We start from the raw sequence: 21,772 nt of genomic DNA on the forward strand, positions 1-21,772 counted from the left end.
GTGTGCTCTTCCGATCTGCGCGAAGGGCTAGGTCAGCGCCTCGCGCACTTTTGGGTCCAGACCTTCCCCGCCATTGGCCTCGCTCCACGCCATTAACTGCCGGCGCATCGCCGGCGTCCAGAAGCTCTGCAAGTGCTGCCTCACCCCCTGCACCGCCAGCACCCGGTTCGGTTCGCTGTCAAAATAATGGGCAATCTGATTAGCCATCTTGACCAGGTTGTCACTGCTCATCGGCGCACCTCGGCGTTCTCCGGTTGCTCGGCGGTGCGGCGCTCCTTGAGCAGGCGGCGCTGTTCGTCGCTGAAGTCCTGGTAGCGCTTCTGCCATTCAGACGGGTGGAACACCTTCACCACCTCCACCGCCGTCACCTTGTATTCAGGGCAGTTGGTGGCCCAGTCGGAGTTGTCGGTGGTGATCACGTTGGCGCCTGACTCAGGGAAGTGGAATGTGGTGTACACCACCCCCGGCGCCACCCGCGCACTGACCTTGGCGCGCAGCACCGTCTGCCCGGCACGGCTGCCGATACCCACCCAGTCACCGTCGCGAATGCCACGGCTCTCGGCATCGGTCGGGTGCAGCTCCAGGCGGTCGGCATCATGCCAGGCAACGTTGCCGGTGCGCCGGGTCTGGGCGCCAACGTTGTACTGGCTGAGGATACGCCCGGTGGTCAGCAACAGCGGGTAGCGGCTGTTGACCTTCTCGTCGGTGGGCACGTAACCCGTGAGCATGAAGCGCCCCTTGCCGCGCACGAACTGGTCGATGTGCATGGTCGGCGTGCCATCGGGTGCGGCATCGTTGCACGGCCACTGCAGGCTGCCATGGCGGTCGAGCTCGGCGTAGCTGACGCGGTGGAAGGTCGGCGTCAGGCGGGCGATCTCGTCCATGATCTGGGACGGGTGGCGGTACTGCATCGGGTAGCCCAAGGCGTTGGCCAGGGCCACCGTGGCCTCCCAGTCGGCCTTGCCGGCCAGCGGCTCCATGACCTTGCGCACCCGCGAGATACGGCGCTCGGCGTTGGTGAAGGTGCCGTCCTTTTCAAGGAACGAACTGCCCGGCAGGAACACGTGGGCAAACTTGGCCGTTTCGTTGAGGAAGATGTCCTGCACCACCACACACTCCATGGCATGCAGGGCCGCAGTGACGTGCTGGGTGTTGGGGTCGCTCTGGGCGATGTCCTCACCCTGGCAGTACAGCGCCTTGAAGCTGCCATCCAGGGCCGCCTCGAACATGTTGGGAATGCGCAGGCCCGGGTCGGGCTGCAAGGTCACGCCCCAGGCCCGCTCGAATTCGGCACGTACCCCTTCGTTGGAGATATGCCGGTAGCCGGGCAGTTCATGCGGGAACGAGCCCATGTCGCACGAACCCTGCACGTTGTTCTGCCCACGCAGCGGGTTCACCCCTACCCCTTCGCGGCCAATGTTGCCGGTGGCCATGGCCAGGTTGGCGATGCCCATCACCGCGGTGCTGCCCTGGCTGTGCTCGGTGACACCCAGGCCGTAGTAGATGGCCGCGTTGCCGCCGGTGGCGTACAGCCGGGCTGCGGCGCGGATCTGCTCGGCGGGCACGCCGCAGACCGGGCCGAGTACTTCCGGCGCGTTCTCTGGCAGGCTGACGAAGTCGCGCCAGCGGGCGAAGTCCTCGGTCTCGCAGCGCGCGTCGATAAAGCGCTGGGCCAGCAAGCCTTCACTGACGATCACGTGGGCCAGGGCGTTGAGCATGGCCACGTTGGTGCCAGGGCGCAGTTGCAGGTGCAGCTCGGCGCGGGCGTGGGGCGAGTCGACCAGGTCGATGCGCCGTGGGTCGATGACGATCAGCCGCGCGCCCTGGCGCAGGCGGCGCTTGAGCTGCGAGCCGAACACCGGGTGGGCATCGGTGGGGTTGGCGCCAATCACCAGGACCACGTCGGCCTGCATTACCGAATCGAAGCTCTGGGTACCGGCCGATTCACCGAGGGTCTGCTTGAGGCCGTAGCCGGTGGGTGAATGGCACACCCGGGCGCAGGTGTCGACGTTGTTGTTGCCAAACGCCACGCGCACCAGTTTCTGCACCAGGTAGGCTTCTTCGTTGGTGCAGCGGCTGGAGGTGATGCCGCCAATCGAATCACGCCCGTACTTGAGCTGAATGCGCCGGAACTCGCTGGCCGCGTAGTTTACCGCCTCTTCCCAGCTGACTTCCTGCCACGGGTCTTCGAGGCGCTTGCGGATCATCGGCTTGGTGATGCGGTCCGGGTGGGTGGCATAGCCCCAGGCGAAGCGGCCCTTGACGCAGGCGTGGCCATGGTTGGCGCCGCCGTTCTTGTCCGGGACCATGCGCACCAGCTGGTCGCCCTTCATCTCGGCACGGAACGAGCAGCCGACACCGCAGTAGGCGCAGGTGGTGATCACCGCACGTTCGGGCTGGCCGAGCTGCACCAGGCTCTTTTCGGTCAAGGTGGCGGTCGGGCACGCCTGCACGCAAGCACCGCACGACACGCACTCGGAGGCCAGGAAGTTATCGCCCCCGGCCGCCGCCACCCGCGAGTCGAAACCACGCCCGGTGATGGTCAGGGCAAAGGTGCCCTGGATGTCTTCGCAGGCACGCACGCAGCGGCTGCAGACGATGCATTTGCTGGGCTCGTAGTCGAAGTACGGGTTGGAGACGTCCTTCTTCTCAGCCAGGTGATTGGCGCCGTCGTAGCCGTAGCGGACCTCACGCAGCCCCACCTGGCCGGCGACGGTCTGCAGTTCGCAGTTACCGTTGGCCGAGCAGGTCAGGCAGTCCAGCGGGTGGTCGGAGATGTACAGCTCCATCACATTGCGCCGTAGCCCGGCCAGGCGCGGGGTTTCGGTGCGCACCACCATGCCTTCGCTGACAGGGGTGGTGCAGGAGGCGGGATACCCCCGCATGCCGTCGATTTCCACCATGCACATGCGGCACGAGCCGAACGCTTCAAGGCTGTCGGTGGCGCACAGCTTGGGGATGCTGGTGCCGAGCATGGCGGCGGCGCGCATCACCGAGGTACCGGCCGGCACGCTGATCGCGCGGCCGTCAATGTTCAGGCTGACCTGCACCTGGCTGTCGCGGGCCGGGGTGCCAAGATCGGTCTCGGGGTCGAAAAAATTGATCACTGTGCGGCCTCCGTCTGAGTCAGACCGAAATCGGCGGGGAAGTACTTGAGTGCGCTGGCCACGGGGTAGGCCGTCATCCCGCCCATGGCGCACAGCGAGCCGTACTGCATCGTGTCGCAGAGGTCGCGCAACAGCAGGGCGTGGTCGTGGCGTTCGGTGAAATCGGTGCTGGCGATCAGCCGATCCACCACCTCCATGCCACGGGTCGAGCCGATGCGGCAGGGGGTGCACTTGCCGCAGGATTCCTCGGCGCAGAACTGCAGGGCGAAGCGCGCCATGCTGGCCATGTTGAGGGTGTCATCGGCCACCACCACACCGCCGTGGCCCAGCATCGCGCCCATCGCGGCGAAGGCTTCATAGTCCAGCGGCGTGTCGAAGTGGCTGGGCGGCACCCAGGCACCGAGCGGCCCACCGACCTGCGCGGCCTTCAGTGGCCGGCCGCTGGCGGTACCACCGCCATAGCCTTCCACCAGCTCGCGCAGGGTCAGGCCGAACGCCCGCTCCACCAGGCCACCGTGGCGGATATTGCCGGCCAGCTGAAACGGCATGGTGCCCAGCGAGCGGCCCATGCCGAAGTCGCGGTAGAACGCAGCGCCCTTGGCCAGGATGATCGGCACCGAGGCCAGGGTAAGTACGTTGTGCACCAGGGTCGGCAAGCCGAACAGGCCCTGCAGGGCCGGCAATGGCGGCTTGGCGCGGACGATGCCGCGCTTGCCTTCAAGGGACTCCAGCAGCGCGGTTTCTTCGCCGCAGATATAAGCGCCAGCGCCAACCCGTACTTCCAGGTCGAAGGCCTTGCCGCTGCCGGCCACGTTCACACCGAGGTAACCGGCGTCACGGGCGATGGCAAAGGCCTGGTCGAGCACGCGAATGGCGTCGGGGTATTCCGAGCGCACGTAGATGTAACCTTTGTCGGCCCCCACGGCCAGGCCGGCGATGATCATGCCTTCGATCAGCAGAAACGGATCGCCTTCCATCAGCATACGGTCGGCAAAGGTACCGGAGTCGCCTTCGTCGGCGTTGCAGACCACGTACTTCTGCCCGGCCCCGGCATCGCGCACGGTGCGCCATTTGATGCCAGCCGGGAACGCCGCACCGCCACGGCCGCGCAGGCCGGAATCAAGCACCGCAGCAACCACCTCGGCGCCGTCCAGCGCCACCGCGTGTTGCAACCCGGCAAAGCCGCCGTGGGCACGGTAGTCGTCCAGCGACAGCGGCCGGGTTACGCCGGCCCGGGCGAACAGCAGGCGTTGCTGGCTTTTCAGATAAGGGATTTGCTCAACCGGCCCCAAGGCCAGGGCATGCTCGTGGGCCTCGCCTGCCAAGGCATCGAGTAGCGCCGGCACATCGTGCACCGTGACCGGGCCGAAACCCTGGCGCCCCTGTGCGGTTTCGCATTCAAGCAGCGGCTCCAGCCAGTACAGGCCACGCGAACTGGTGCGCTGGATATCGACCGCCAACTGCCGGCGTTCGGCCTCGCGCTGCACGGCCTCGGCAACCTGATCGGCACCCACGGCGCGGGCTACCGAATCACAGGGGATGAACACCTTCAACATGTTTCGCCCTCCAGGCAACCGTTTACCAGGGCACGCAGGCGCTCAGGCGTGAGGCGTGCGTGCAATTGGCCGTCCAGCTCCAGTGCTGGCGAGCAGGCGCAGGCACCCAGGCAGTACACCGGGCGCAGGCTGATGGCGCCGTCGGCGCTGGTGCCATGGTCGTCCAGCGCCAATTGGTCGCGCAGTTGCGCGGCCAAGGCCTCGGCGCCACGGCTCTGGCACGACTCGGCCCGGCACAGGCGCAAGGTGTGGCGTGCAGGTGGCGTGGTACGGAAGTCGTGGTAGAAGCTGATCACCCCGCGCACCTCGGCCAGGCTGAGGTTCAGGGCATGGGCAATTTCGGCGACAGCGGCATCGGGGACGAAGCCGATGCCTTGCTGAATGGCGTGAAGGATCGGCAACAGGGCGCCGGGGGTCTCCTTTTCACGGGCCAGGATGCTGTGGATCAAAGGCAGGTGGAGCAGTTCATCAGGCATACAGCGGACCTCGGCATCACGGACCCTGCCTTGGCGTTGTAGGGGCAGGGGCCGGCGTGTTCTGCTGCGGCGTACCGGCCACGTCACGGTTGCGTGGTGTCGGCAGCCTCCTTGCCCATGGCCGTGCGTCTGCGCGCACTGGCCCGAGGGCATCCTGCAAGCATGGCACTTGTGGCGGCGCAGGGTTGCATGCGAACGACCAGGCGCATCCTGAAACCGACGTGAGGTTCAGGGGGGGTCAGCTGCCCCGCTTCGCGGCCCGTCAGTCCAGCACGACATGCGGCAAAAACCGCGAGCTGTCCTTGGTAATCAGTGAGTCATCCTCACGAATACCGATACCCGCCGCTGTGTCACCGACGACCCACGAACCGATCAGCGTGTAGCTGTCAGCAAACCTGGGCAACGGCGCAAACCCTTGCAGGATGTACGGCGCATCGTTGTAGGGCCCGTCTTCGAACACCCGCTGCCCCTCGCCGGTGCGAATGTCCACATTGGCCCCTTCCCGCGAGAAATACGGCTTGCGTACCCAGCCCTTGGGCACAGGCCGCGAAGGGTTATCGTCGATGAAGGCCGGCAACAGGTTGGGATGCCCTGGGTGCCATTCCCACAGCAACGGCAAGATGCCCTTGTTGGAGATCAACGCCTTCCACGGCGGCTCGATGAACTGCGTGTCACAACCTGGGATGGCCTTGCCGAAGGCTTCGTGGAAGATGTGCTCCCAGGCGTGCAGCTTGAACAAGCGCTGAATCGGCTGCCCCTCCAGGTCAACGAAACGCCCCTCGCCATTCAGGCCGATGTCCTCCAGGTCGATATGCCGGGTGGAAATACCGGCGTGCGCGGCCATCTTGCGCAAAAAGTCCGTTGTGCCACGGTCCTCTACCGAGCCCGAGATGGTCGAGAAGTAGAACGTGCCCTGCCCCTGCTGCGCGGCAAACGCCTGAATGAGGTCTTCGGCCAGGGTATTGAACTGGCTGGCATGCGCGGGCAGAACGCCCCGCTGGATCTGCTCTTCAAGCCAGATCAACTGGAATGCCGCCGCCTCGTACAGCGAGGTAGGCGTGTCGTAGTTGGCCTCGATCAGTTTCGCCGGGCCATGGCCGTCATAGCTGAAGTCAAAGCGCCCATACAGATGCGGCTGCCGCGCTAGCCACGATTGCCGCACCAGGTCAAAGAATGCCGCAGGAATGGCCAGGCGCGTCATCAGCGCCTCGCTGTCGACGATACGATCAACGGCGTCCAGGCACATCGCGTGCAGTGCTTCGGTCGGGGCCTGCAAGTCGCGCTCGACCTGGGCCTGGCTGAATTGGTAGTAGCCCCGCTCGTCCCAGTAGCGCTCGCCATCGAGGGTGTGGAAGGCAAAGCCCTCTTGTTGGGCAGTGGCGCGCCAGCCTGGGCGCTCTGCGAGCTCGACCTTGCGCATGCCTACCCCCCGAAGAAGCTGCCAGACTTGCCGCCCCAGCCACTGCGGGCCGTGGCCTGGCTGCCAAAGCCACCCCGCGAGATGGACGCAGAGACGGCCGAGCGCGACGCCGTGCGGCCTGAGGCGCCATAGCCAGCACCGCCCCCGCCGGACGAACCGCCACTGCTGCTCTGCTCGTCCTTGTTGGTGCGCTGAATGCCCCCGGCGGAACCATATCGCTGCCCAAGCAGGCCATTGCGCTGCCCGGCGCCATCGCGGTAGGTATACAGCGGCTGCGCGCGATAACGGCGGTCGGCGCTGTTGGTCATCTGCCCCAGCAGCATGCCAGCGACCACGGCGGTGGCGACATGGCCATAGCCGCCGCCCTGAGCGTGGGCCGCATCGACCTGGGACTGGGTGACTTCACCTGCGGTGTCCAGCTCGAACCCGCTCATGCGGGGCATGTAACGGCCACCGGCGCCTATCTGGCAACCGTCAGGGGCGAATTCGGCTTCGCAGTCGGGCTTCGATACATAGGTCGGGGCGGTGCGCCGGTACTCGGCCAGCGCCTGCTTGTAGGCATCGTTGCACGCCTTCTCCGGCACCTTGTCGTTGACGCAGGCTTCGACATTGCCGTAGTTCACCTGCTGGCTGACGGTGTAGGTTTCCTCTTGCGGGCTGCACGCGGTCAACGCCAAGGGCAGCGAGCTGGCCAGCACCAGCTTGACGGAGCTTCGTCTCATTGGGGATTTCATGGGGGCTCCTAGTGCGTCAGGCCGACGGGGTCATGCAAGCCGAATTGAGTAAGCCGACGCTGATCGCCACGCTGGCAGCGTAGATGGCAGCGGCCAGTTCGCCTGCGGCGATACGCCTGGACAGGCCGCGCAGCACCAGGCTGGTAAGGCCGAAGGCAAGCAACTGCACCACCGCGGCGATCACAACCCAGGCCACCACGTCGAGGATGCCGACGCTGTAGGCAATGATATTGCTGGCCGGCAGCGAAAAGCCGATCAGCGAGCCGCCCAGGGCAATGGCCGCGGCCGGGTTGTTCTCACGAATGAGCGCGAACTCGCGGTGCGGTGTAAGGCGGGTATAGATGAACTGGAACAGCCAGAACAGCAACAGTGCCACGCTGATATAAAGGATGAAGCCAGTCACTGCAGTGGCATTGAGCGACAGGCGGAGAGCGTCGAGCATGGTGAGTCCTTGTCAGGTTACGTGAAAGTCCGTGGGGTGCAGGGTGACGCCCAACGAAGTGGTGAAAGTGGCATTGCCCTGCTCGTCCTCCTCCGCTGACAGCAGCAGGAATTCGCGACGCTCTGGCAGGCCGGTATCGCGGGCGTAGAGCATCGACAGGTGCTGGATGCCATAGCGCGCATCAGGGCAGGTCACGCGCTCGTGCAACGGGACCAGTTTGGCCTGGCCTGCCTCATGGCCCCACTGGCGGGAATACAGGTAGCCGTCGTGTTCGTAGATCGGCAGGCCGACCTTGGACTGGCTGCCGACAAGGCGCTGAAGGTGCGACGCGTCGCGGATCGGTACAGCGCTGTGATAACCGAACAATACGGTGTCACCCACTTCGCTACCGTTCATCAGCACTTGCAGCCAATAGTCTTCATCGTCCAGATAGAAACGCAGCAGGTGCATCGAAGCCCCGAGGTCGACCTCGCCGACGGCCCAGACCGTTTCCGCGCCGGGAACCAGCAGTTGCGAATGCCCCTCAAGCAATGGTTCGAGTGACGCAGCGGGTGTGAACCGGCGACCGCTGAGCAAGCCAAATGGCGGCGTGGCACTAGGCGAAAGTGGCATCGTAAACGTCCTGAAGCGGGGCAGTCCTTGCGAGGGGCGACACCTTAACGGGTTTGGCCGCCCGAGCCAATTCAAGCACTGTTTGCATTGATGTCACGCCAGGTTGACGGCCATGCCGGGGCGTTGCTACGAAGACCGCGTGCGCTGGGTGGTAATCAGCCACAGCAGATAGCCGCCACCCAGCACCCCCGTCACCAAACCGACCGGCAACTGCGCCGTGCCCGCCAGGCGCTGGCTCAGCCAATCGGCGATCAGCAACAAGGCCGCCCCCATCAAGGCTGAGCAAAACAGCGGCGCGCCTGCCGTACGCGTCAGCCGCCGCGCCAATTGCGGCCCTGCCAGGGCAACAAAGGCAATCGGCCCGGCAGCCGCCGTGGCAATAGCCGTCAGCCCCACCGCAGAAAGCACCAGCAGCAACCGCGAACGGCCGACCGCCACCCCCAGTTGGCTGGCCGTGCTATCGCCCATCTCCAGCAGCGCCAGCTCACGCCCGTGCAGCAGCACTGTCGGCAGGATCAACGCCAAACCCAACGCGGCGGGGACGACATGCGCCCAGGTCCGGGTGCTGAGCGAGCCGGCCAGCCATAGCTGGGCAAACAGCGCCTGATCAAGGTCGCCGGTAACCAGCAACAACTGGTTCAGGCCCGACAGGGTGGCGCCCATGCCAATGCCCACCAGCACCAGCCGATAACCCTCGCTACCCTGCCCGCGCCGCGCCAGCAGCAGCACCAGCAATGCGGTGAGCATGCCAGCTGCCACCGCTGCCAGTGCCGTGGCCAACGGGCCGGCATCGAACAGAATGATCTGCACGATGGCACCGCTTGCGGCCCCGGTCGTAAAGCCAATGACGTCCGGCGAGCCCAGGGCATTGCGGGCAATCGACTGGAAGACCGCCCCCGCCATGCCCAGTGACGCGCCCACCAGCATCCCGGTGAGCACCCGCGGCAAACGCACGCGCGTGACAATGCGCTGGGTCATTTCACTGTCGCCCTGCCCCAGCAGGCTGGCCAGCACCTGCCCGGCGCGAATCGGCAGGCTGCCGGTACCTAGCAGCACGGTCGCCAAGCCCAGCACCAGCAGTAACAACGCACTGCCGACCCATATCGCCCGTGGGCGCAGACGCAGGCTGCAAGGCCCGCACCTGAGTACGCGTGGGGTATTCAAAGCTGACATAGACGAAACCTGCCGATCAACACGATGAACGCCGGCCCCCCCAGCAACAGCGCCAGGGTCCCGGCAGCCAGTTCCGCCGGCGCAGCCAGCACCCGCCCAAGCAGGTCGGCGCCCAGTAGCAACAACGCGGCAATCAATGCCGCATAGGGCAGCATGCGCCGGTAGTCCGGGCCGACCAGCGCGCGCGCAAGGTGGGGCGCTACCAGGCCGACGAAACCGATCGGCCCGGCGATTGCCGTGGCACTGCCGGCCAGCAGCATCAGCGCGACGCAGGCAAGCGCCCAGGTCAGGCGCAGGTTAACCCCCAGCGCCCGGCCCAGGTCGCGGCCCAGCGCCAAGGCATTGAGCTGCGGCATCAGCGCTGCCGCCAGGCCCAGCCCCAGGGTAATGGCCAGGGCGGGCCATAGCAGCGTGGCCGTGCTGCTGCCCGCCAGTGACCCCGCCGCCCAATGACGGAAGTGGTCATAAACTTGCGGTGGCGTGTTGAGTACGACGATACCGGTCAGCGACGCCAGCAGCATCGTCAACCCGGCCCCGGCCAGCACCAGGCGCACGGGGTTGCTGTCATTGCCGCCCGCCTGGCCGAGCAGGAACACGGCAACACCGGCAACGCCAGCGCCCAGAAAGGCCAGCAAGATGTACTGGCCAACCTGGGTCAGGCCAAACAGCGCGACGCCAAGGATGACGGCCAGCGCAGCACCCGCATTCACCCCCAGCAACCCAGGCTCGGCCAGCGGGTTGCGCGTCAGCGCCTGCATCAAGGTGCCCGCAGCCCCCAGCGCCAGGCCCGCCAGCAGCGCCACCAGGGTGCGCGGCACCCGCAATTCACGCACGATCAGGTGGTGATCATTGTGCAGGTCGGGCTGGTAGAGGGCGTCGAACACGACAGCCATGGGAACTGCGTGCGAACCGACCAGCAAGCTCGCCAACGCGGCCAGCAGCAGTATCAGCACGCCCACCAGCAGGCCCTGGCGCGGCATACCGCGCACCTGGCCAGCAGCCCGCACAGGCTGGGTCGATAGGTCATGCATGATCAGCGGAAGTAGCCGGCGACGGTATCGAGCATCTGCCGCCCGGAGTAGTAGTCGATGCGAAACGAGCTCGGCCCCAGCGGGTAGACACGCTGATGCTGCACCGCTGGCAGGTTGGCCAGCACCGGGTCGCTGCGAAAGGCCTGGGCATCGCTGTCATCGGCACTGAGCAGGAACACGTCGGCATCGCCAATCGCGGCGGCAAGGTTCTCGCGGGAAATGAACTGGAACTCGGTGGCCCGGATCACCTGCCCAGCCATGGCTTCAGGCAGCTCACGCAACTGGAAACCAAGCGCCGTCAGCAGCCGCGCCTGAGGGCTGATGGCACGGCCGATGGAATAACTGCCACCGATGTTGTAGCCGACCAGCATCACCGGGCGTGGCGATGGGTGCAGGCGCGTGGCGGTTTCACGGGTGTAGTCATCGAAACGCTGGATCACCTCCTGCGCTTGGCGTTGCAGCCCGGTGCGCGCGCCTAGCTCGGTGGCCAGCGCCTGCCAGGACTGGTTGGAGTAGTTCACTACCAGTGTGGGGATGCCCTGGGCCTTGAGTTCGGCCAGGTGCGGCGCGGCACTGTCGGCACCGGTGGCGGACACCACCAGCAGGTCGGGCGCACTGGCCACCACCGCTTCGATGTCGAACTGCAGGTTGCGGTACAGCACCTGCACATCGCGCTGGTCCGCCACCGTCGCCCATTGCGAGAAGTAGCCCTTGCCATCGGTCAGCCGGCTGGGCGTGGCGGCGGCGCTGGCCACCAGCGGTGCGTTCATCGCCAGCAGAATGCCGGTGACGCTCGGCGTGGTGGACACGATGCGCGTGGGCGCGGCCGCCACGCACGGGCCGAACAGCATCAGGGCAACCGCGGTCAGTGCTGCGCAAATACGAAAAGGCTTCATCGACTGGCTTCGCTCGAAGGGAATCAAGGTGCGCATGATAATACTTCTCATGCAGTTAATTCCATCATGTAGAATCCATTCCGCAAATTTAACCTTGCCAAGGACCTTCGATGAGCTCTCGCCTGCAAGCCCGTGCATTGACCCTGCGCCGTGATACCCGAACGCTTTCGCACGACCTGTCGCTGGATATCGAGGATGGCGCCTTCACCGTGATCGTCGGCCCCAACGCCTGCGGTAAATCGACCTTGCTGGCGGCGCTGGCGCGGTTGCTGCCGCCCAGTTGCGGCCAGGTACTGCTCGATGGCCAGGACATCCAGCAACGCCCCGCCAAAGACGTGGCCCGGCGCCTGGCCTTGCTGCCGCAGAGCGCCTCGGCGCCAGACGGCATCACTGTCGCCGAGTTGGTCGCGCGCGGCCGTTACCCCCATCAGCGCCTGTGGCGGCAGTGGTCGCACGCCGATGAGCAGGCGGTGCAGCGGGCCTTGTGCGCAACCGGGGTCGAAGCGCTTGCCGAGCGCCCGTTACAGGCGCTGTCGGGCGGCCAGCGGCAGCGCGTGTGGATCGCCATGGTGCTGGCCCAGGACACCCCGATTTTGCTGCTCGACGAGCCCACCACCTACCTGGACATCGCGCACCAGTTCGAGCTGCTGGAGCTGCTGCGCGAACTGAACCAGCAGGGCCGCACCATCGTGGCCGTGCTGCACGACCTCAACCAGGCCTGCCGCTACGCGAGCCACCTGGTGGCCATGCGCGACGGCGCGATCGTGGCCCAGGGTGCGCCGACCGAGATTTTCACCGAAGCCTTGGTGCAGCAAGTGTTCGGCCTGTCGGCGCTGATCATCGAAGACCCGGTCAGCGGCACCCCACTACTGGTGCCGCGTTTGTAGGAGCGTAGGCGGATTAGTCTGGCAGCACTGGCGCTGGGGCACCGAGCATACGGCCGCCGGTGGCCTGGTTGACTTGCCCCGCCTCATGGAACAGCGCCTGGCGATCTTCAGGCGCACGCAACTGCCCCAGGTCGGTCACCGTGGTCATCACGCAGACAATTTCCTGCTGCGCATCGAACACCGGCGCCGCCTGCCCCGTCACGCTGGAAAGCAAGTGGCTGGTCAGCTCGGCCCAGCAATGCTGGCGAATCTGCTCCAGCACCTTGGCACTGGGCGCAGTACCGCGAAAATGCGCCGGCTGCAGCTTGCGCGCCGCATCGATGGTGGCCTTGGGCAAAAACGCCTGGAACACCAGCCCGCACGCCGTGTTGTCGATCGGCAGAATGTCGCCCAGGGCCAACGGGTTGATAGAGAAGTATGCACTGCGGTACCAGCGCACCAAGGTCGGGCCGCGATCCGTCCAGATCGCCACGCCACCGCTGGCAGCATGCCGTTGCGCCAGGGCCTTCATGTGCTGGGCGGCGATGTCCACCGCGTCCACCCGTTTCAGGGCACCAATGCCGATACTCAGCGCCGCCGGGCCGAGGTCGTACAACGCACTGGCCGGGTCCTGCCTGGCCAGCCCTTCCTTGACCAGGCTCTGCAGATAGCGATGCGCCGTGGAGCCGCCAGTGCCGGTGCGGCGGGCAACCTCGCCCAGGCTCAGCTCACTCTCGGCATTGGCCAGCACATTCAGGAACCGCGCAGCAATCGACACCGACTGGATGGTGCCGGAACGCTTCTCGCCGGGGCTCTCCGGCTCCGTATCGGCAGGGGACTGCAAAGTGTTCAACGGGGCTATCTCCTCATTTCTGATTATCTGGCCAGACGGCATCGCCGCGCCCGGCAAGCGCGGCTGCCTATCATACCGCCAGCAGCCCATGCAGGGTGCGGCGTCGCGCGCCGAGCGAAGTCACCATACCACTTCGAGGAATAGATTCTTTATTGCGGAACGAGATGGCACCGTGATACCTTCTATCGCAAACGAGGATCGTTCTCATTTGGAGGTTGTCTTGAAGTACCCCGCGCAACGCTCGATCAGCCAAGGATTCGGTGTGCTGACCCTGTCCACCCTGCTCGCTGCCCCACCCGCCCTGGCTGAACAGACACCAGCCACCAACCCGCAACTGGTGCTGGCACCGGTGGTGGTAAGCGGCGAGAAGGTCGAACGCGACCTCAAGAACACGGCCTCGTCGGTATCGGTAATCAACGCCCGCGAGATCGACACCCTCAAGACCGGCAACGCCTCGGTGCACGAAGTGCTCAACGACGTGCCGAACGTGATCTACACCGACTCGGTCGGCGCACCGATCATCCGCGGCCAGGACAGCCAGGGCCCGAACAACGGCGCCAACGTGTTCTGGGGCGGCACGGTACCGCGCGCCACCATCAACCTCGACGGGCACTACCTGAACTACAACGAGATGTACTTTGGCGCACCGTCGGTGTGGGATGTCGACAGCATCGAGGTGTACCGCGGCCCGCAGACCACCAGCCAGGGCGCCAACGCCATCGCCGGGGCGATCGTGGTCAAGACCAAAGACCCAACCTTCACCCCCGAGGCGGCCTACCAGGCGGAACTGGGCAGCTACCACGCCCGGCGCAGCTCGCTGGCGGTCTCCGGGCCCCTGACCGACAACCTGGCCGGCCGCGTGGCGCTGGACTACTCGGCACGCGACACGTTCATCGACTACACCAACCCGTCCTTTGCCAGCCACGGCACGGACCAGGACTTCCGCTCGCTGAACCTGCGCGGCAAATTGTTGTGGCTGCCCGAATCGGTGCCAGGCCTTGGCCTGAAGTACACCTTCGCCCACGGCGACTCCAACCGCCCCACCCAAGAGGCTGCCTCGTATCCGTTTCACAAGCTGAACCACACCGGCGCCACCATGCCCAGCTGGCACCAGCAGACCAACACGCATATCGTCGACGTCGACTACGAGCTGGACAACGGCATGAAGCTGTTCAACCAGACCCAGTACTCGCTGTCCAACGTGCACCGCGTGCTGGGTGTGGCCAACAGCGGCGATGCCGATGTGCGCCAGAAGAACTTCTCCAACGAAACCCGGGTCACCTTCGGCGAACAGCAAGACACCCTCAGCGGCATGGCCGGCCTGTACCTGGCCCGCACCGATTCGGATGAAATCCTGTACTACGGCGGCATCTCCGACTTCGACGACACCAAGCGCAACCTGGGCGTGTTCGGCGAGGTCAGCTACCGCCTGAACGACCGCTGGACCCTGACCACGGCCTTGCGCTTCCAGCAAGACCAGATCCAGCGCGAGGGCACCTCGCCTTTCGCCACCGGTGGCCTGGACTACGACAAGACCTTCAACGCCTTCCTGCCCAAGGTATCGCTGGCCTACGCCCTGACCCCGGAATGGACCGTGGGCGGCATGGTCAGCCGCGGCTACAACCCCGGCGGTGTATCGCTGAACATGAGCAGCAAGCGCTTCGAGCAGTTCGACGACGAGCGCATGTGGAACTACGAGCTGTTCGCCCGCGCCAGCTTGCTGGACGACCGCCTGCACCTGAACGGCAACCTGTTCTACATGGACATGCAGGATGCGCAGTACAACATCCCCGTGGTGCTGGCCTCGGGCCTGACGCAGTCCTACACCATCAACGCCAAAAAGGCACACGCCTATGGGGTCGAGCTGTCGGCAGACTACCGCGTGCTGGACAACCTGACCCTCAAGGCCAGCGCCGGCGCCCTGCAGACCCGCATCGACGATATCGACGCCAACAGCCGTTATGCGCATAACGAGTTTGCCCGCTCGCCTGGCTACACCGTCAGTTTCGGCCCGAGCTGGGACATCACCGACCGCCTCAACCTCAACGCGCAGGTGCGTCACATCGACGGCTACTACTCGGATATCGCCAACACCAAAAGCTATGCCATCGACGGCTACACCGTGGCCGATGCCCGCATGAGCTACCGCTTCAACGACCAGGTCCAGGTGTACACCTACGTCAAGAACGTCTTCGACGAGCGCACCCCTACCTACATGCAGACCAACCGGGGCATCGGCGGAATCGAAGCCAGCATGACCGAGCCACGCACGTTGGGCGTCGGCGTCAAAGGCGCGTTTTAAGCCACCCCAGCAGGCCGGCACATACCGGCCTGCATTTATTTGCCAGCAACTGGAGACCCACCCTGATGACGCTTCAAAAAGGCTTGCACATCGGCATGTCGCTGGCCCCGACCTGGCTCAGCGGCGAGGGCTGGCGACGCCCGGACAGCCGCGTCGAAAGCCTGTTCGGCAGCGACTTTGCCCTCGATATTGCGCGCCGCTCGGAAGCCGCGCACCTGGACTTCGTGTTCCGCCCGGATGTCAGCTGCGTGGTCGCCGACGCCCTGCAAAGCGGCTCGGGCTTTACCAGCCTCGACCCGACCGTGCTGCTTGCCGCGCTGACCCGCGAGACCACGCGCATTGGCCTGGTGTCGACCGTTTCGACCACGTTCTACCCGCCGTACCTGGTGGCGCGCCAACTGCAGTCGCTGAACTGGCTGAGCAATGGCCGCGTGGGCTGGAACATCGTCACCGCGCTGCAAGGCCACGAAAACTTCGGCCTGGCTGCCATGCCCAGCGCCGAAGAGCGCTACGCCCGTGCGGCCGAGTTCACCGACGTGGTGCAACGGTTGTGGCGCAGCTTCCCCAACCAGGCGCTGCTGATCGACCGCGACAACGGTGTGTATGCCGACCCGGCGCAGGTTCAGCCCATCGCCCACCAGGGTGATTTTCTGCAAGTGCAGGGGCCGCTCAACCTGCCCGAACAGGGCAGCCGTATTCCGCTGATCCAGGCCGGCGCCTCCGACAGTGGCCGCAACTTCGCCGCCCGCGTCGCCGACATCGTCTTCGCCCCCACCCCGGACCAGGCCGCCGCCGCAGAGCTGCGCCGCGACCTCACTCAGCGGGCCGAACGCCATGGCCGCAACGCTGCCGATATCCGCCTGCTGCCGGGGCTGAGTTTGTTCCTGGCGCCCACGCGAAAACAGGCGCGCGAACTGTTCATGGACACCCATGCGCGGGTCGACAAGGCGCGTAAATATGCCGCCATCAAGAACATGATCGGCATCGACCTGGCGGCCTGGCCTAGCGACCAGCGCATCCACGCCGCCGACCTGCCACCCCTGCAACTGCTGCCGGGCGCCAGCCGCACCCACGTGAGCCTGTTGCGGCGCTTGATCGAGCGCGAAGCGCTATTGCCCAGCGAACTGCTGATGCGCCCGGAAGTGCTCTCGGCGGCGCACTGGCAGGTGATCGGCACGGCGGATGATGCTGTCGAAGAGATTGCCGACTGGGCCGAAGCGGGGGTGATGGATGGCTTTATTGCCGCGCCGGGGGGCTCGTTCGGCTCGGTGTACTGCTTCCTTGATGAGGTGGTGCCGCGCCTGGTGGAGCGCGGGTTGTTCCGCGGGCAGTACCAAGGCGCGACCTTTGCCGAGCACCTGATTCGCTATTAACCCTTACCTCGGCCCTGTGTAGGAGCGGCCTTGCCGGGGCGCCGGACCGGTCGGAAAGGGCTGCAAGGCAGCCCCGGCACGGGTGAACTTCAATGCACCGTATGCATCTGCGGCCGTTTTGTCATTTTCGAGCTTGCACAATACATATGGATATCCGTATATTCGATTATCCATATGTAAAGGCACGCCCATGATTACCCCTCCCGAGGTCTTCAAGAACCTAGCCGACGAGACCCGCGCCCGCGCCACCCTGCTCATCGCCAACTTGGGCGAGCTCTGCGTCTGCGAGTTGATGTGCGCCCTGAATGAGAGCCAGCCGAAAATCAGCCGGCACCTGGCCCAACTGCGCGGAAGCGGCCTGCTGCTGGATCGCCGCCAGGGCCAATGGGTGTATTACCGACTCAACCCGGACCTGCCCGCATGGGTGCAGCACATGCTGCAAGCGACACTGCAGGCCAATGCCGCATGGCTCGAAGAGAACACCTCCCGCCTGCAGAACATGGACGACCGCCCCGTCCGCGCAGCCGCCTGCTGCTGAATCCGCAACCCCACGAGCGAGCCTTCCATGCAAGTCCTGTTCATGTGCACCGCCAACAGCTGCCGCAGCATTCTCAGCGAAGCGCTGTTCAATCACCTGGCACCGCCCGGCTTCGAAGCCGTCAGCGCTGGCAGTTTCCCCAAAGGCCAGGTGCTGCCGCGCAGCCTCACCAGCCTGCAGCAGGCCGGCATTTCTACCGAAGGTCTGAGCAGCAAAGGTAACGATGCCTTCGCAGCCAACCCGCCAGACATCGTCATCACCGTCTGCGACAAGGCGGCCGGTGAAACCTGCCCGACCTACTTCGGCCCAGCACTGAAAGCCCATTGGGGCCTGGAAGACCCCTCCGAAGCAAAGGGTGACGAGACCGCGATCGACGCCGCATTCAAGACCACGCTGGCAATCATCGAGCGCCGCTGCAAAGCGCTGTTCGCCCTCCCCTTCAATACCCTCGACCGCGATGAGTTCAAGCGTGAGCTGGACCGCATCGGCACGCTCTAAGGAGGCCACATGACAGAATCACTGCCCAACCTCGACCCTTCCCTGTTCGACCTTGCCCCGGACACAGCCCCCACCAGCCAGCACAAACCGCGCATCCTGCTGCTGTACGGATCGACCCGCGAACGCTCCTTCAGCCGCCTGATGGTGGAAGAAGCCGCACGCCTGCTCGAGCACTTCGGCGCAGAGACCCGCGTTTTCGACCCCTCCGGGTTGCCATTGCCCGATGACGCACCGGTCGAGCACCCCAAGGTTCAACAACTGCGCGACCTGGTGCTGTGGTCCGAAGGCCAGGTCTGGTGCTCGCCGGAGCGACATGGCGCCCTGTCGGCCGTGTTCAAGGCACAGATCGACTGGATACCCCTGGCCCTTGGCGCCGTGCGCCCCACCCAAGGCAAGACCCTGGCCGTGATGCAGGTATGCGGCGGGTCGCAGTCGTTCAACGTGGTCAACCAGCTGCGCGTGCTGGGGCGTTGGATGCGCATGTTCACCATCCCCAACCAGTCTTCAGTGCCCAAGGCGTACCTGGAGTTCGACGACAGCGGCCGCATGAAGCCATCGCCGTATTACGACCGGGTTGTCGATGTGATGGAAGAGCTGGTGAAGTTCACCCTGTTGCTGCGTGACCGCACGGAATTTTTGGTCGACCGGTACTCCGAGCGCAAAGAGAGCGCCGAACAGCTTACCGCGCGGGTGAACCAGCGTTCGATCTGAGCACGTGGTGTTTGCGGGGCTCTACCCTTGACGCCCCCTGCGGCGCCCAGTATTTTTTCAGCCCCTTCCTTTTCGGCTACCTCTGCTGTGCACCGCCCAGGCGTTAAATCGCGAAGCGGGCATTCATGATGCCGACACTTATACGGTCGCCACTCAATGGCGTGCCGCTATCCGTCATCAAGTGCAAAAGGTTGCTTCCATGATCATTCGTCAGGCCAACGCCGCCGACCACTCGCTGCTGCTCGACATCTGGCTGCGCGCCGTTCGCGCCACTCACCATTTTTTGCAGGCATCCGACATAGACGCGCTGCTACCTCAGCTGCGCGACGTTTACCTACCCGCGGTCGAGCTGTGGGTCGCAGTCGATGCTGAAGACTGCCCGCTCGGTTTTATCGGGCTGAATCAGCACCATGTGGAAATGCTCTTTATCGATCCCGATTTGCGTGGGCAAGGCATTGGCCGCGCGCTCCTGGATTACGCCCGCGGTTCGCGCAGCGCATTGAGCGTTGATGTGAACGAGCAGAACCCTGAGGCCGTGGGGTTTTATCTGCATTACGGCTTTGTGCAAACCGGTCGGTCTGCGCTGGATGGCGAGGGGCGGCCGTTTCCGTTGTTGCATATGAGCTTGCCTGGCTAGGCACCTGGCAAAATCGTTCCTGCGCCAGGACGCAGGGACGATTTCCGGCATCGCGGTCCGAGCCACCAAAAGGCAGCCCTGACAACTCCGATAGTCATTGGTTCCGGGGGGATTTGTGGATACAATTTCCGGCTGTCGCAGAAAAACAAACCGGGATCTCGATGTCTACTATCAGGGTTGATATACAAGTCTTACGCGGGCTTGCCGTCTTATTCGTCGTTCTAGAACACTTGGCTATCCCGGGATTCCACTATGGATATCTGGGCGTAGACATATTCTTTGTCATCTCTGGCTTCTTGATTACCTCAATTGTTTCAAGAGGACTAGCGCGCGATAAGTTCTCCTTCAAAGAATTCTATCTTCGCCGCGCCAAACGCCTGCTGCCTGCTTCGTTCGTAACGATCCTTGCAACTATCATTGCGGCGAAACTCTTCCTGCCACCCATGCAGACTGAATCGCTGAAGCAACAGATCATCGGTGCGCTGACCTTCTCCACAAACTTTGTATTGCTGAGCCAGGCGGGTTACTTCGACCTCGAGTCTGCGACCAAGCCCCTGCTGCACATGTGGTCGCTCGCGGTTGAAGAACAGTTCTACTTCTTTGTCCCAGCGCTGCTGGCCTTCACCCCGGCCAGGCATTGGCGCAAGATCCTGGTGGTGCTCGCCATCGCCAGCTTCGTGGGCTGCCTGTACCTGTCCTTGAGCAACCAGTCGGCAGCGTTCTATCTGCTCCCGACCCGGGCCTGGGAACTGCTGATCGGCAGCATCGCGTCCATGCTCGTGCACAGCGCCGCCGTCAAGAACGTCACGTCGAAGCTGGCAATTCCGGCATTCGCCGTACTGCTGGCATCGCCCTTCTTCAACTCTGGCCTGTCGCACCCTGGCCTTGACGCAGTGGTGGTTTGCTTCGCTACTGCCATCGTTCTTCTGGCGAACCACCGACTGATCAATAGCAAGGTTTGGTCACCCATCGAGAAAGCGGGCGACATTTCCTACTCCCTGTACCTGGTTCACTGGCCAATCATCGCGATCGCGAACGCCTCGATCGGCACCGAGAGCATGACGGTGAAAGCGACCCTGCTAGCCGCTTCGTTGGTCACGGCCATCGCACTGTACAACCTGGTGGAAAAGCCTTTCCGGGTTATGCAGTACGGCTTCAAGCCATCGCTGGTCGTCTTCCCTGCCCTTACCCTGGCACTGTTCGGCCTTTCGCATTCATTCCTCAAGGTCCAGTCGGCGGAGAAGATCGAGAAGCTGTTCGCACCGAACTACGGCCTTGACCGGTCCTGCGGCACCAACATCTACAAAGACACCGAGAAGTGCCGGACCTCGCAAGATCCGAAGATCATCGTGTGGGGCGATTCCTATGCAATGCACAACATCCCTGGACTGTCGCAAGCGCAGAAGATTGACATCCGCCAAGCCACCCGCAGTGCCTGTGCGCCCTTCCTGAACACAGCGCCGAATACCAAGCGCAGCGACTTCGAAGCGCAAGCACGTCAGTGCGTTGGCTTCAACGACAGTACCTTCAAGTTCATCAGCGACACCCCGTCGATCAAGACCGTTATCCTGGCCGGCTCCTATGGCCAATACATGCAAGACACCTTCGAGTCGATTTCCTTCGACACCAGCGGGGTAATGCAGGTTGAAAAATCGACCCCAGAGCGCGCCATGAAGGATATGCAGGTGGTCGTCGAGAAGCTGAAGGCACTGGGTAAACAGGTAGTCATCATTTCTCCGCCGCCCCCCATCAACACCACCATCGTGAGCTGCATTCAGGCCGAAATGGCCAGCCCATCGCTCACCAATCAATCCAGCAAATGCCTGCTCGACAGGAAGCTGTTCGAGCGCTCCCACAAAAATGTGCTCAACCTGATGAAGTACGCCGAGACTAGCCTCGGCGCCAAGGTGATCTACCTGTCCGACGCACTCTGTGATGCCAAGTCGTGCAAAACCATCATCGATGGCGTGCCGATCTACCGAGATCCAGGCCACCTGAGCAATACCGGTTCTGTGAAGCTGTACCAGAAAATGCCTAACATCCTGGCCGGCATCAACAGCAATAGCTAACGGCAGCAGGTCGGTTGGATTGCATGCGGCGCCTGTCTGATCGACCGGCGCCGCAGCCATTTCAGCTTGCCCGCTCGATCATCGGCTTAACAGTGATGCCTTGGCGTTTCGCCTCCGCTATCGCGCCCGGCTCGTAGAGCTCGGCCTCTCGATTCCGGATCCAGAAGTGGGCTCTGCGCTTGCGATCGAAGGTCTGGGTTTCCTGATAAACTGCCGCCACTTCCTTCATGATTTGGATCTGGGCTGTGAAGCCAGATGACCCGTCCTTGCGCTTGCGCTGCGTGATGGCTGCCATCGGATTTGCTCCATGGCTGATTTGCTAAACAGAAGCAACGCCTGTAGCAAAACCAGCAAGAACCGGAAAAAGCGACGACAAACAGAGACCCCAAAATGCCACTGAAACAAGCAGAAACCCCAGCAACCTCAGGCGATTTGGTCGTTAGGAGGTTTTCTGTCGCGCCGATGATGGATTGGAACG

21 protein-coding genes are annotated in these 21,772 nt (G+C 64.1%); 8 read left to right on the forward strand and 13 right to left on the reverse strand.

From position 1 onward, the window contains the following. Positions 1-27 precede the first annotated feature (27 nt). The 11 genes from NP534_RS16610 to fepB all read right to left on the reverse strand — a co-directional run bounded on the left by NP534_RS16610 (position 28) and on the right by fepB (position 11,447). Positions 28-231: a formate dehydrogenase subunit delta gene (locus NP534_RS16610; RefSeq protein ID WP_274099421.1), complete on the reverse strand. Its 204-nt coding sequence runs from the start codon at positions 229-231 to the stop codon at positions 28-30. Further along, positions 228-3,107 carry a formate dehydrogenase subunit alpha gene (fdhF, locus tag NP534_RS16615; protein ID WP_033700357.1) on the reverse strand — a complete coding sequence of 960 codons (2,880 nt, stop codon included), beginning with the start codon at positions 3,105-3,107 and terminating at the stop codon, positions 228-230. The genes NP534_RS16610 and fdhF overlap by 4 nt, the downstream gene beginning before the upstream one ends. Further along, positions 3,104-4,663 carry a formate dehydrogenase beta subunit gene (locus tag NP534_RS16620; protein ID WP_274099422.1) on the reverse strand — a complete coding sequence of 520 codons (1,560 nt, stop codon included), beginning with the start codon at positions 4,661-4,663 and terminating at the stop codon, positions 3,104-3,106. Before NP534_RS16620 ends, fdhF begins: the two co-directional genes overlap by 4 nt. Beyond that, positions 4,657-5,139 (reverse strand): formate dehydrogenase subunit gamma, encoded by a 483-nt coding sequence (locus NP534_RS16625; RefSeq protein WP_033700360.1) that lies wholly within the window; start codon positions 5,137-5,139, stop codon positions 4,657-4,659. The genes NP534_RS16620 and NP534_RS16625 overlap by 7 nt, the downstream gene beginning before the upstream one ends. Positions 5,140-5,401: 262 nt before the next feature. Next, positions 5,402-6,559: a glutathionylspermidine synthase family protein gene (locus NP534_RS16630; RefSeq protein WP_274099423.1), complete on the reverse strand. Its 1,158-nt coding sequence runs from the start codon at positions 6,557-6,559 to the stop codon at positions 5,402-5,404. A 2-nt stretch (positions 6,560-6,561) separates the two neighbouring features. Beyond that, entirely contained in the window at positions 6,562-7,281 is a 720-nt protein-coding gene (locus NP534_RS16635) for a DUF1190 domain-containing protein (protein WP_274099424.1), read from the reverse strand. A gap of 28 nt (positions 7,282-7,309) precedes the next feature. Continuing rightward, complete coding sequence (locus NP534_RS16640) at positions 7,310-7,735, reverse strand: DUF350 domain-containing protein (protein ID WP_033700365.1); 426 nt, start codon at positions 7,733-7,735, stop codon at positions 7,310-7,312. Positions 7,736-7,747: 12 nt separating this feature from the next. Then, positions 7,748-8,422, reverse strand: coding sequence for a DUF2491 family protein (locus NP534_RS16645; RefSeq protein ID WP_434519625.1), 675 nt, complete (start codon positions 8,420-8,422; stop codon positions 7,748-7,750). A gap of 51 nt (positions 8,423-8,473) precedes the next feature. Continuing rightward, a complete protein-coding gene (locus NP534_RS16650; RefSeq protein WP_274099426.1) occupies positions 8,474-9,520 on the reverse strand; it encodes a FecCD family ABC transporter permease in 1,047 nt (348 codons plus the stop codon). Continuing rightward, a complete protein-coding gene (locus tag NP534_RS16655) occupies positions 9,508-10,500 on the reverse strand; it encodes a FecCD family ABC transporter permease (RefSeq protein WP_274099427.1) in 993 nt (330 codons plus the stop codon). The genes NP534_RS16650 and NP534_RS16655 overlap by 13 nt, the downstream gene beginning before the upstream one ends. 53 nt (positions 10,501-10,553) lie before the next feature. Beyond that, the gene (gene fepB / locus NP534_RS16660) at positions 10,554-11,447 is read right to left on the reverse strand and encodes a Fe2+-enterobactin ABC transporter substrate-binding protein (protein ID WP_434519722.1); all 894 of its coding nucleotides are present in this window, start codon (positions 11,445-11,447) and stop codon (positions 10,554-10,556) included. Positions 11,448-11,557: 110 nt separating this feature from the next. Between fepB and NP534_RS16665 the strand changes: the two genes are divergently transcribed. Then, complete coding sequence (locus NP534_RS16665) at positions 11,558-12,334, forward strand: ABC transporter ATP-binding protein (protein ID WP_274099428.1); 777 nt, start codon at positions 11,558-11,560, stop codon at positions 12,332-12,334. A 13-nt stretch (positions 12,335-12,347) separates the two neighbouring features. Here NP534_RS16665 and NP534_RS16670 read toward each other — a convergent pair whose 3' ends face one another. After that, entirely contained in the window at positions 12,348-13,166 is an 819-nt protein-coding gene (locus tag NP534_RS16670) for an IclR family transcriptional regulator (protein WP_274099429.1), read from the reverse strand. A gap of 220 nt (positions 13,167-13,386) precedes the next feature. Between NP534_RS16670 and NP534_RS16675 the strand changes: the two genes are divergently transcribed. The 7 genes from NP534_RS16675 (at position 13,387) to NP534_RS16705 (ending at position 21,294) form a co-directional block, all read left to right on the forward strand. Beyond that, positions 13,387-15,468 (forward strand): TonB-dependent receptor, encoded by a 2,082-nt coding sequence (locus NP534_RS16675; RefSeq protein WP_274099430.1) that lies wholly within the window; start codon positions 13,387-13,389, stop codon positions 15,466-15,468. Positions 15,469-15,533: 65 nt separating this feature from the next. Next, positions 15,534-16,841: an NtaA/DmoA family FMN-dependent monooxygenase gene (locus tag NP534_RS16680; protein ID WP_274099431.1), complete on the forward strand. Its 1,308-nt coding sequence runs from the start codon at positions 15,534-15,536 to the stop codon at positions 16,839-16,841. Between the two features lie 190 nt (positions 16,842-17,031). Continuing rightward, positions 17,032-17,379: a metalloregulator ArsR/SmtB family transcription factor gene (locus NP534_RS16685; protein WP_274099432.1), complete on the forward strand. Its 348-nt coding sequence runs from the start codon at positions 17,032-17,034 to the stop codon at positions 17,377-17,379. Between the two features lie 27 nt (positions 17,380-17,406). Then, entirely contained in the window at positions 17,407-17,877 is a 471-nt protein-coding gene (locus NP534_RS16690; RefSeq protein ID WP_274099433.1) for an arsenate reductase ArsC, read from the forward strand. A 9-nt stretch (positions 17,878-17,886) separates the two neighbouring features. Next, positions 17,887-18,588 carry an arsenical resistance protein ArsH gene (arsH, locus tag NP534_RS16695; protein WP_274099434.1) on the forward strand — a complete coding sequence of 234 codons (702 nt, stop codon included), beginning with the start codon at positions 17,887-17,889 and terminating at the stop codon, positions 18,586-18,588. A 199-nt stretch (positions 18,589-18,787) separates the two neighbouring features. After that, on the forward strand, positions 18,788-19,225 hold the full coding sequence (locus tag NP534_RS16700) for an acetyltransferase (protein WP_274099435.1): 438 nt from the start codon (positions 18,788-18,790) through the stop codon (positions 19,223-19,225). A gap of 161 nt (positions 19,226-19,386) precedes the next feature. Further along, the gene (locus NP534_RS16705) at positions 19,387-21,294 is read left to right on the forward strand and encodes an acyltransferase family protein (RefSeq protein ID WP_274099436.1); all 1,908 of its coding nucleotides are present in this window, start codon (positions 19,387-19,389) and stop codon (positions 21,292-21,294) included. Positions 21,295-21,355: 61 nt separating this feature from the next. Here the strand turns inward: NP534_RS16705 and NP534_RS16710 are convergent, their stop codons facing one another. After that, the gene (locus NP534_RS16710; protein ID WP_274099437.1) at positions 21,356-21,589 is read right to left on the reverse strand and encodes a hypothetical protein; all 234 of its coding nucleotides are present in this window, start codon (positions 21,587-21,589) and stop codon (positions 21,356-21,358) included. Positions 21,590-21,772 lie beyond the last annotated feature (183 nt).

Origin of the sequence: Pseudomonas sp. 39004 (assembly GCF_028682155.1) — a bacterium.
Lineage (GTDB): Bacteria > Pseudomonadota > Gammaproteobacteria > Pseudomonadales > Pseudomonadaceae > Aquipseudomonas > Aquipseudomonas capeferrum.

What these genes read in the sequence shown, in the direction of transcription:
- NP534_RS16610 (WP_274099421.1), bottom strand. Translation starts at nt 231, where the DNA reads ATGAGCAGTGACAACCTGGTCAAGATGGCTAATCAGATTGCCCATTAT.
- NP534_RS16620 (WP_274099422.1), bottom strand. Translation starts at nt 4,663, where the DNA reads ATGTTGAAGGTGTTCATCCCCTGTGATTCGGTAGCCCGCGCCGTGGGT.
- NP534_RS16625 (WP_033700360.1), bottom strand. Translation starts at nt 5,139, where the DNA reads ATGCCTGATGAACTGCTCCACCTGCCTTTGATCCACAGCATCCTGGCC.
- NP534_RS16630 (WP_274099423.1), bottom strand. Translation starts at nt 6,559, where the DNA reads ATGCGCAAGGTCGAGCTCGCAGAGCGCCCAGGCTGGCGCGCCACTGCC.
- NP534_RS16635 (WP_274099424.1), bottom strand. Translation starts at nt 7,281, where the DNA reads ATGAGACGAAGCTCCGTCAAGCTGGTGCTGGCCAGCTCGCTGCCCTTG.
- NP534_RS16640 (WP_033700365.1), bottom strand. Translation starts at nt 7,735, where the DNA reads ATGCTCGACGCTCTCCGCCTGTCGCTCAATGCCACTGCAGTGACTGGC.
- NP534_RS16650 (WP_274099426.1), bottom strand. Translation starts at nt 9,520, where the DNA reads ATGTCAGCTTTGAATACCCCACGCGTACTCAGGTGCGGGCCTTGCAGC.
- NP534_RS16655 (WP_274099427.1), bottom strand. Translation starts at nt 10,500, where the DNA reads ATGCCGCGCCAGGGCCTGCTGGTGGGCGTGCTGATACTGCTGCTGGCC.
- fepB (WP_434519722.1), bottom strand. Translation starts at nt 11,447, where the DNA reads ATGAAGCCTTTTCGTATTTGCGCAGCACTGACCGCGGTTGCCCTGATG.
- NP534_RS16665 (WP_274099428.1), top strand. Translation starts at nt 11,558, where the DNA reads ATGAGCTCTCGCCTGCAAGCCCGTGCATTGACCCTGCGCCGTGATACC.
- NP534_RS16680 (WP_274099431.1), top strand. Translation starts at nt 15,534, where the DNA reads ATGACGCTTCAAAAAGGCTTGCACATCGGCATGTCGCTGGCCCCGACC.
- NP534_RS16685 (WP_274099432.1), top strand. Translation starts at nt 17,032, where the DNA reads ATGATTACCCCTCCCGAGGTCTTCAAGAACCTAGCCGACGAGACCCGC.
- NP534_RS16690 (WP_274099433.1), top strand. Translation starts at nt 17,407, where the DNA reads ATGCAAGTCCTGTTCATGTGCACCGCCAACAGCTGCCGCAGCATTCTC.
- arsH (WP_274099434.1), top strand. Translation starts at nt 17,887, where the DNA reads ATGACAGAATCACTGCCCAACCTCGACCCTTCCCTGTTCGACCTTGCC.
- NP534_RS16700 (WP_274099435.1), top strand. Translation starts at nt 18,788, where the DNA reads ATGATCATTCGTCAGGCCAACGCCGCCGACCACTCGCTGCTGCTCGAC.
- NP534_RS16705 (WP_274099436.1), top strand. Translation starts at nt 19,387, where the DNA reads ATGTCTACTATCAGGGTTGATATACAAGTCTTACGCGGGCTTGCCGTC.
- NP534_RS16710 (WP_274099437.1), bottom strand. Translation starts at nt 21,589, where the DNA reads ATGGCAGCCATCACGCAGCGCAAGCGCAAGGACGGGTCATCTGGCTTC.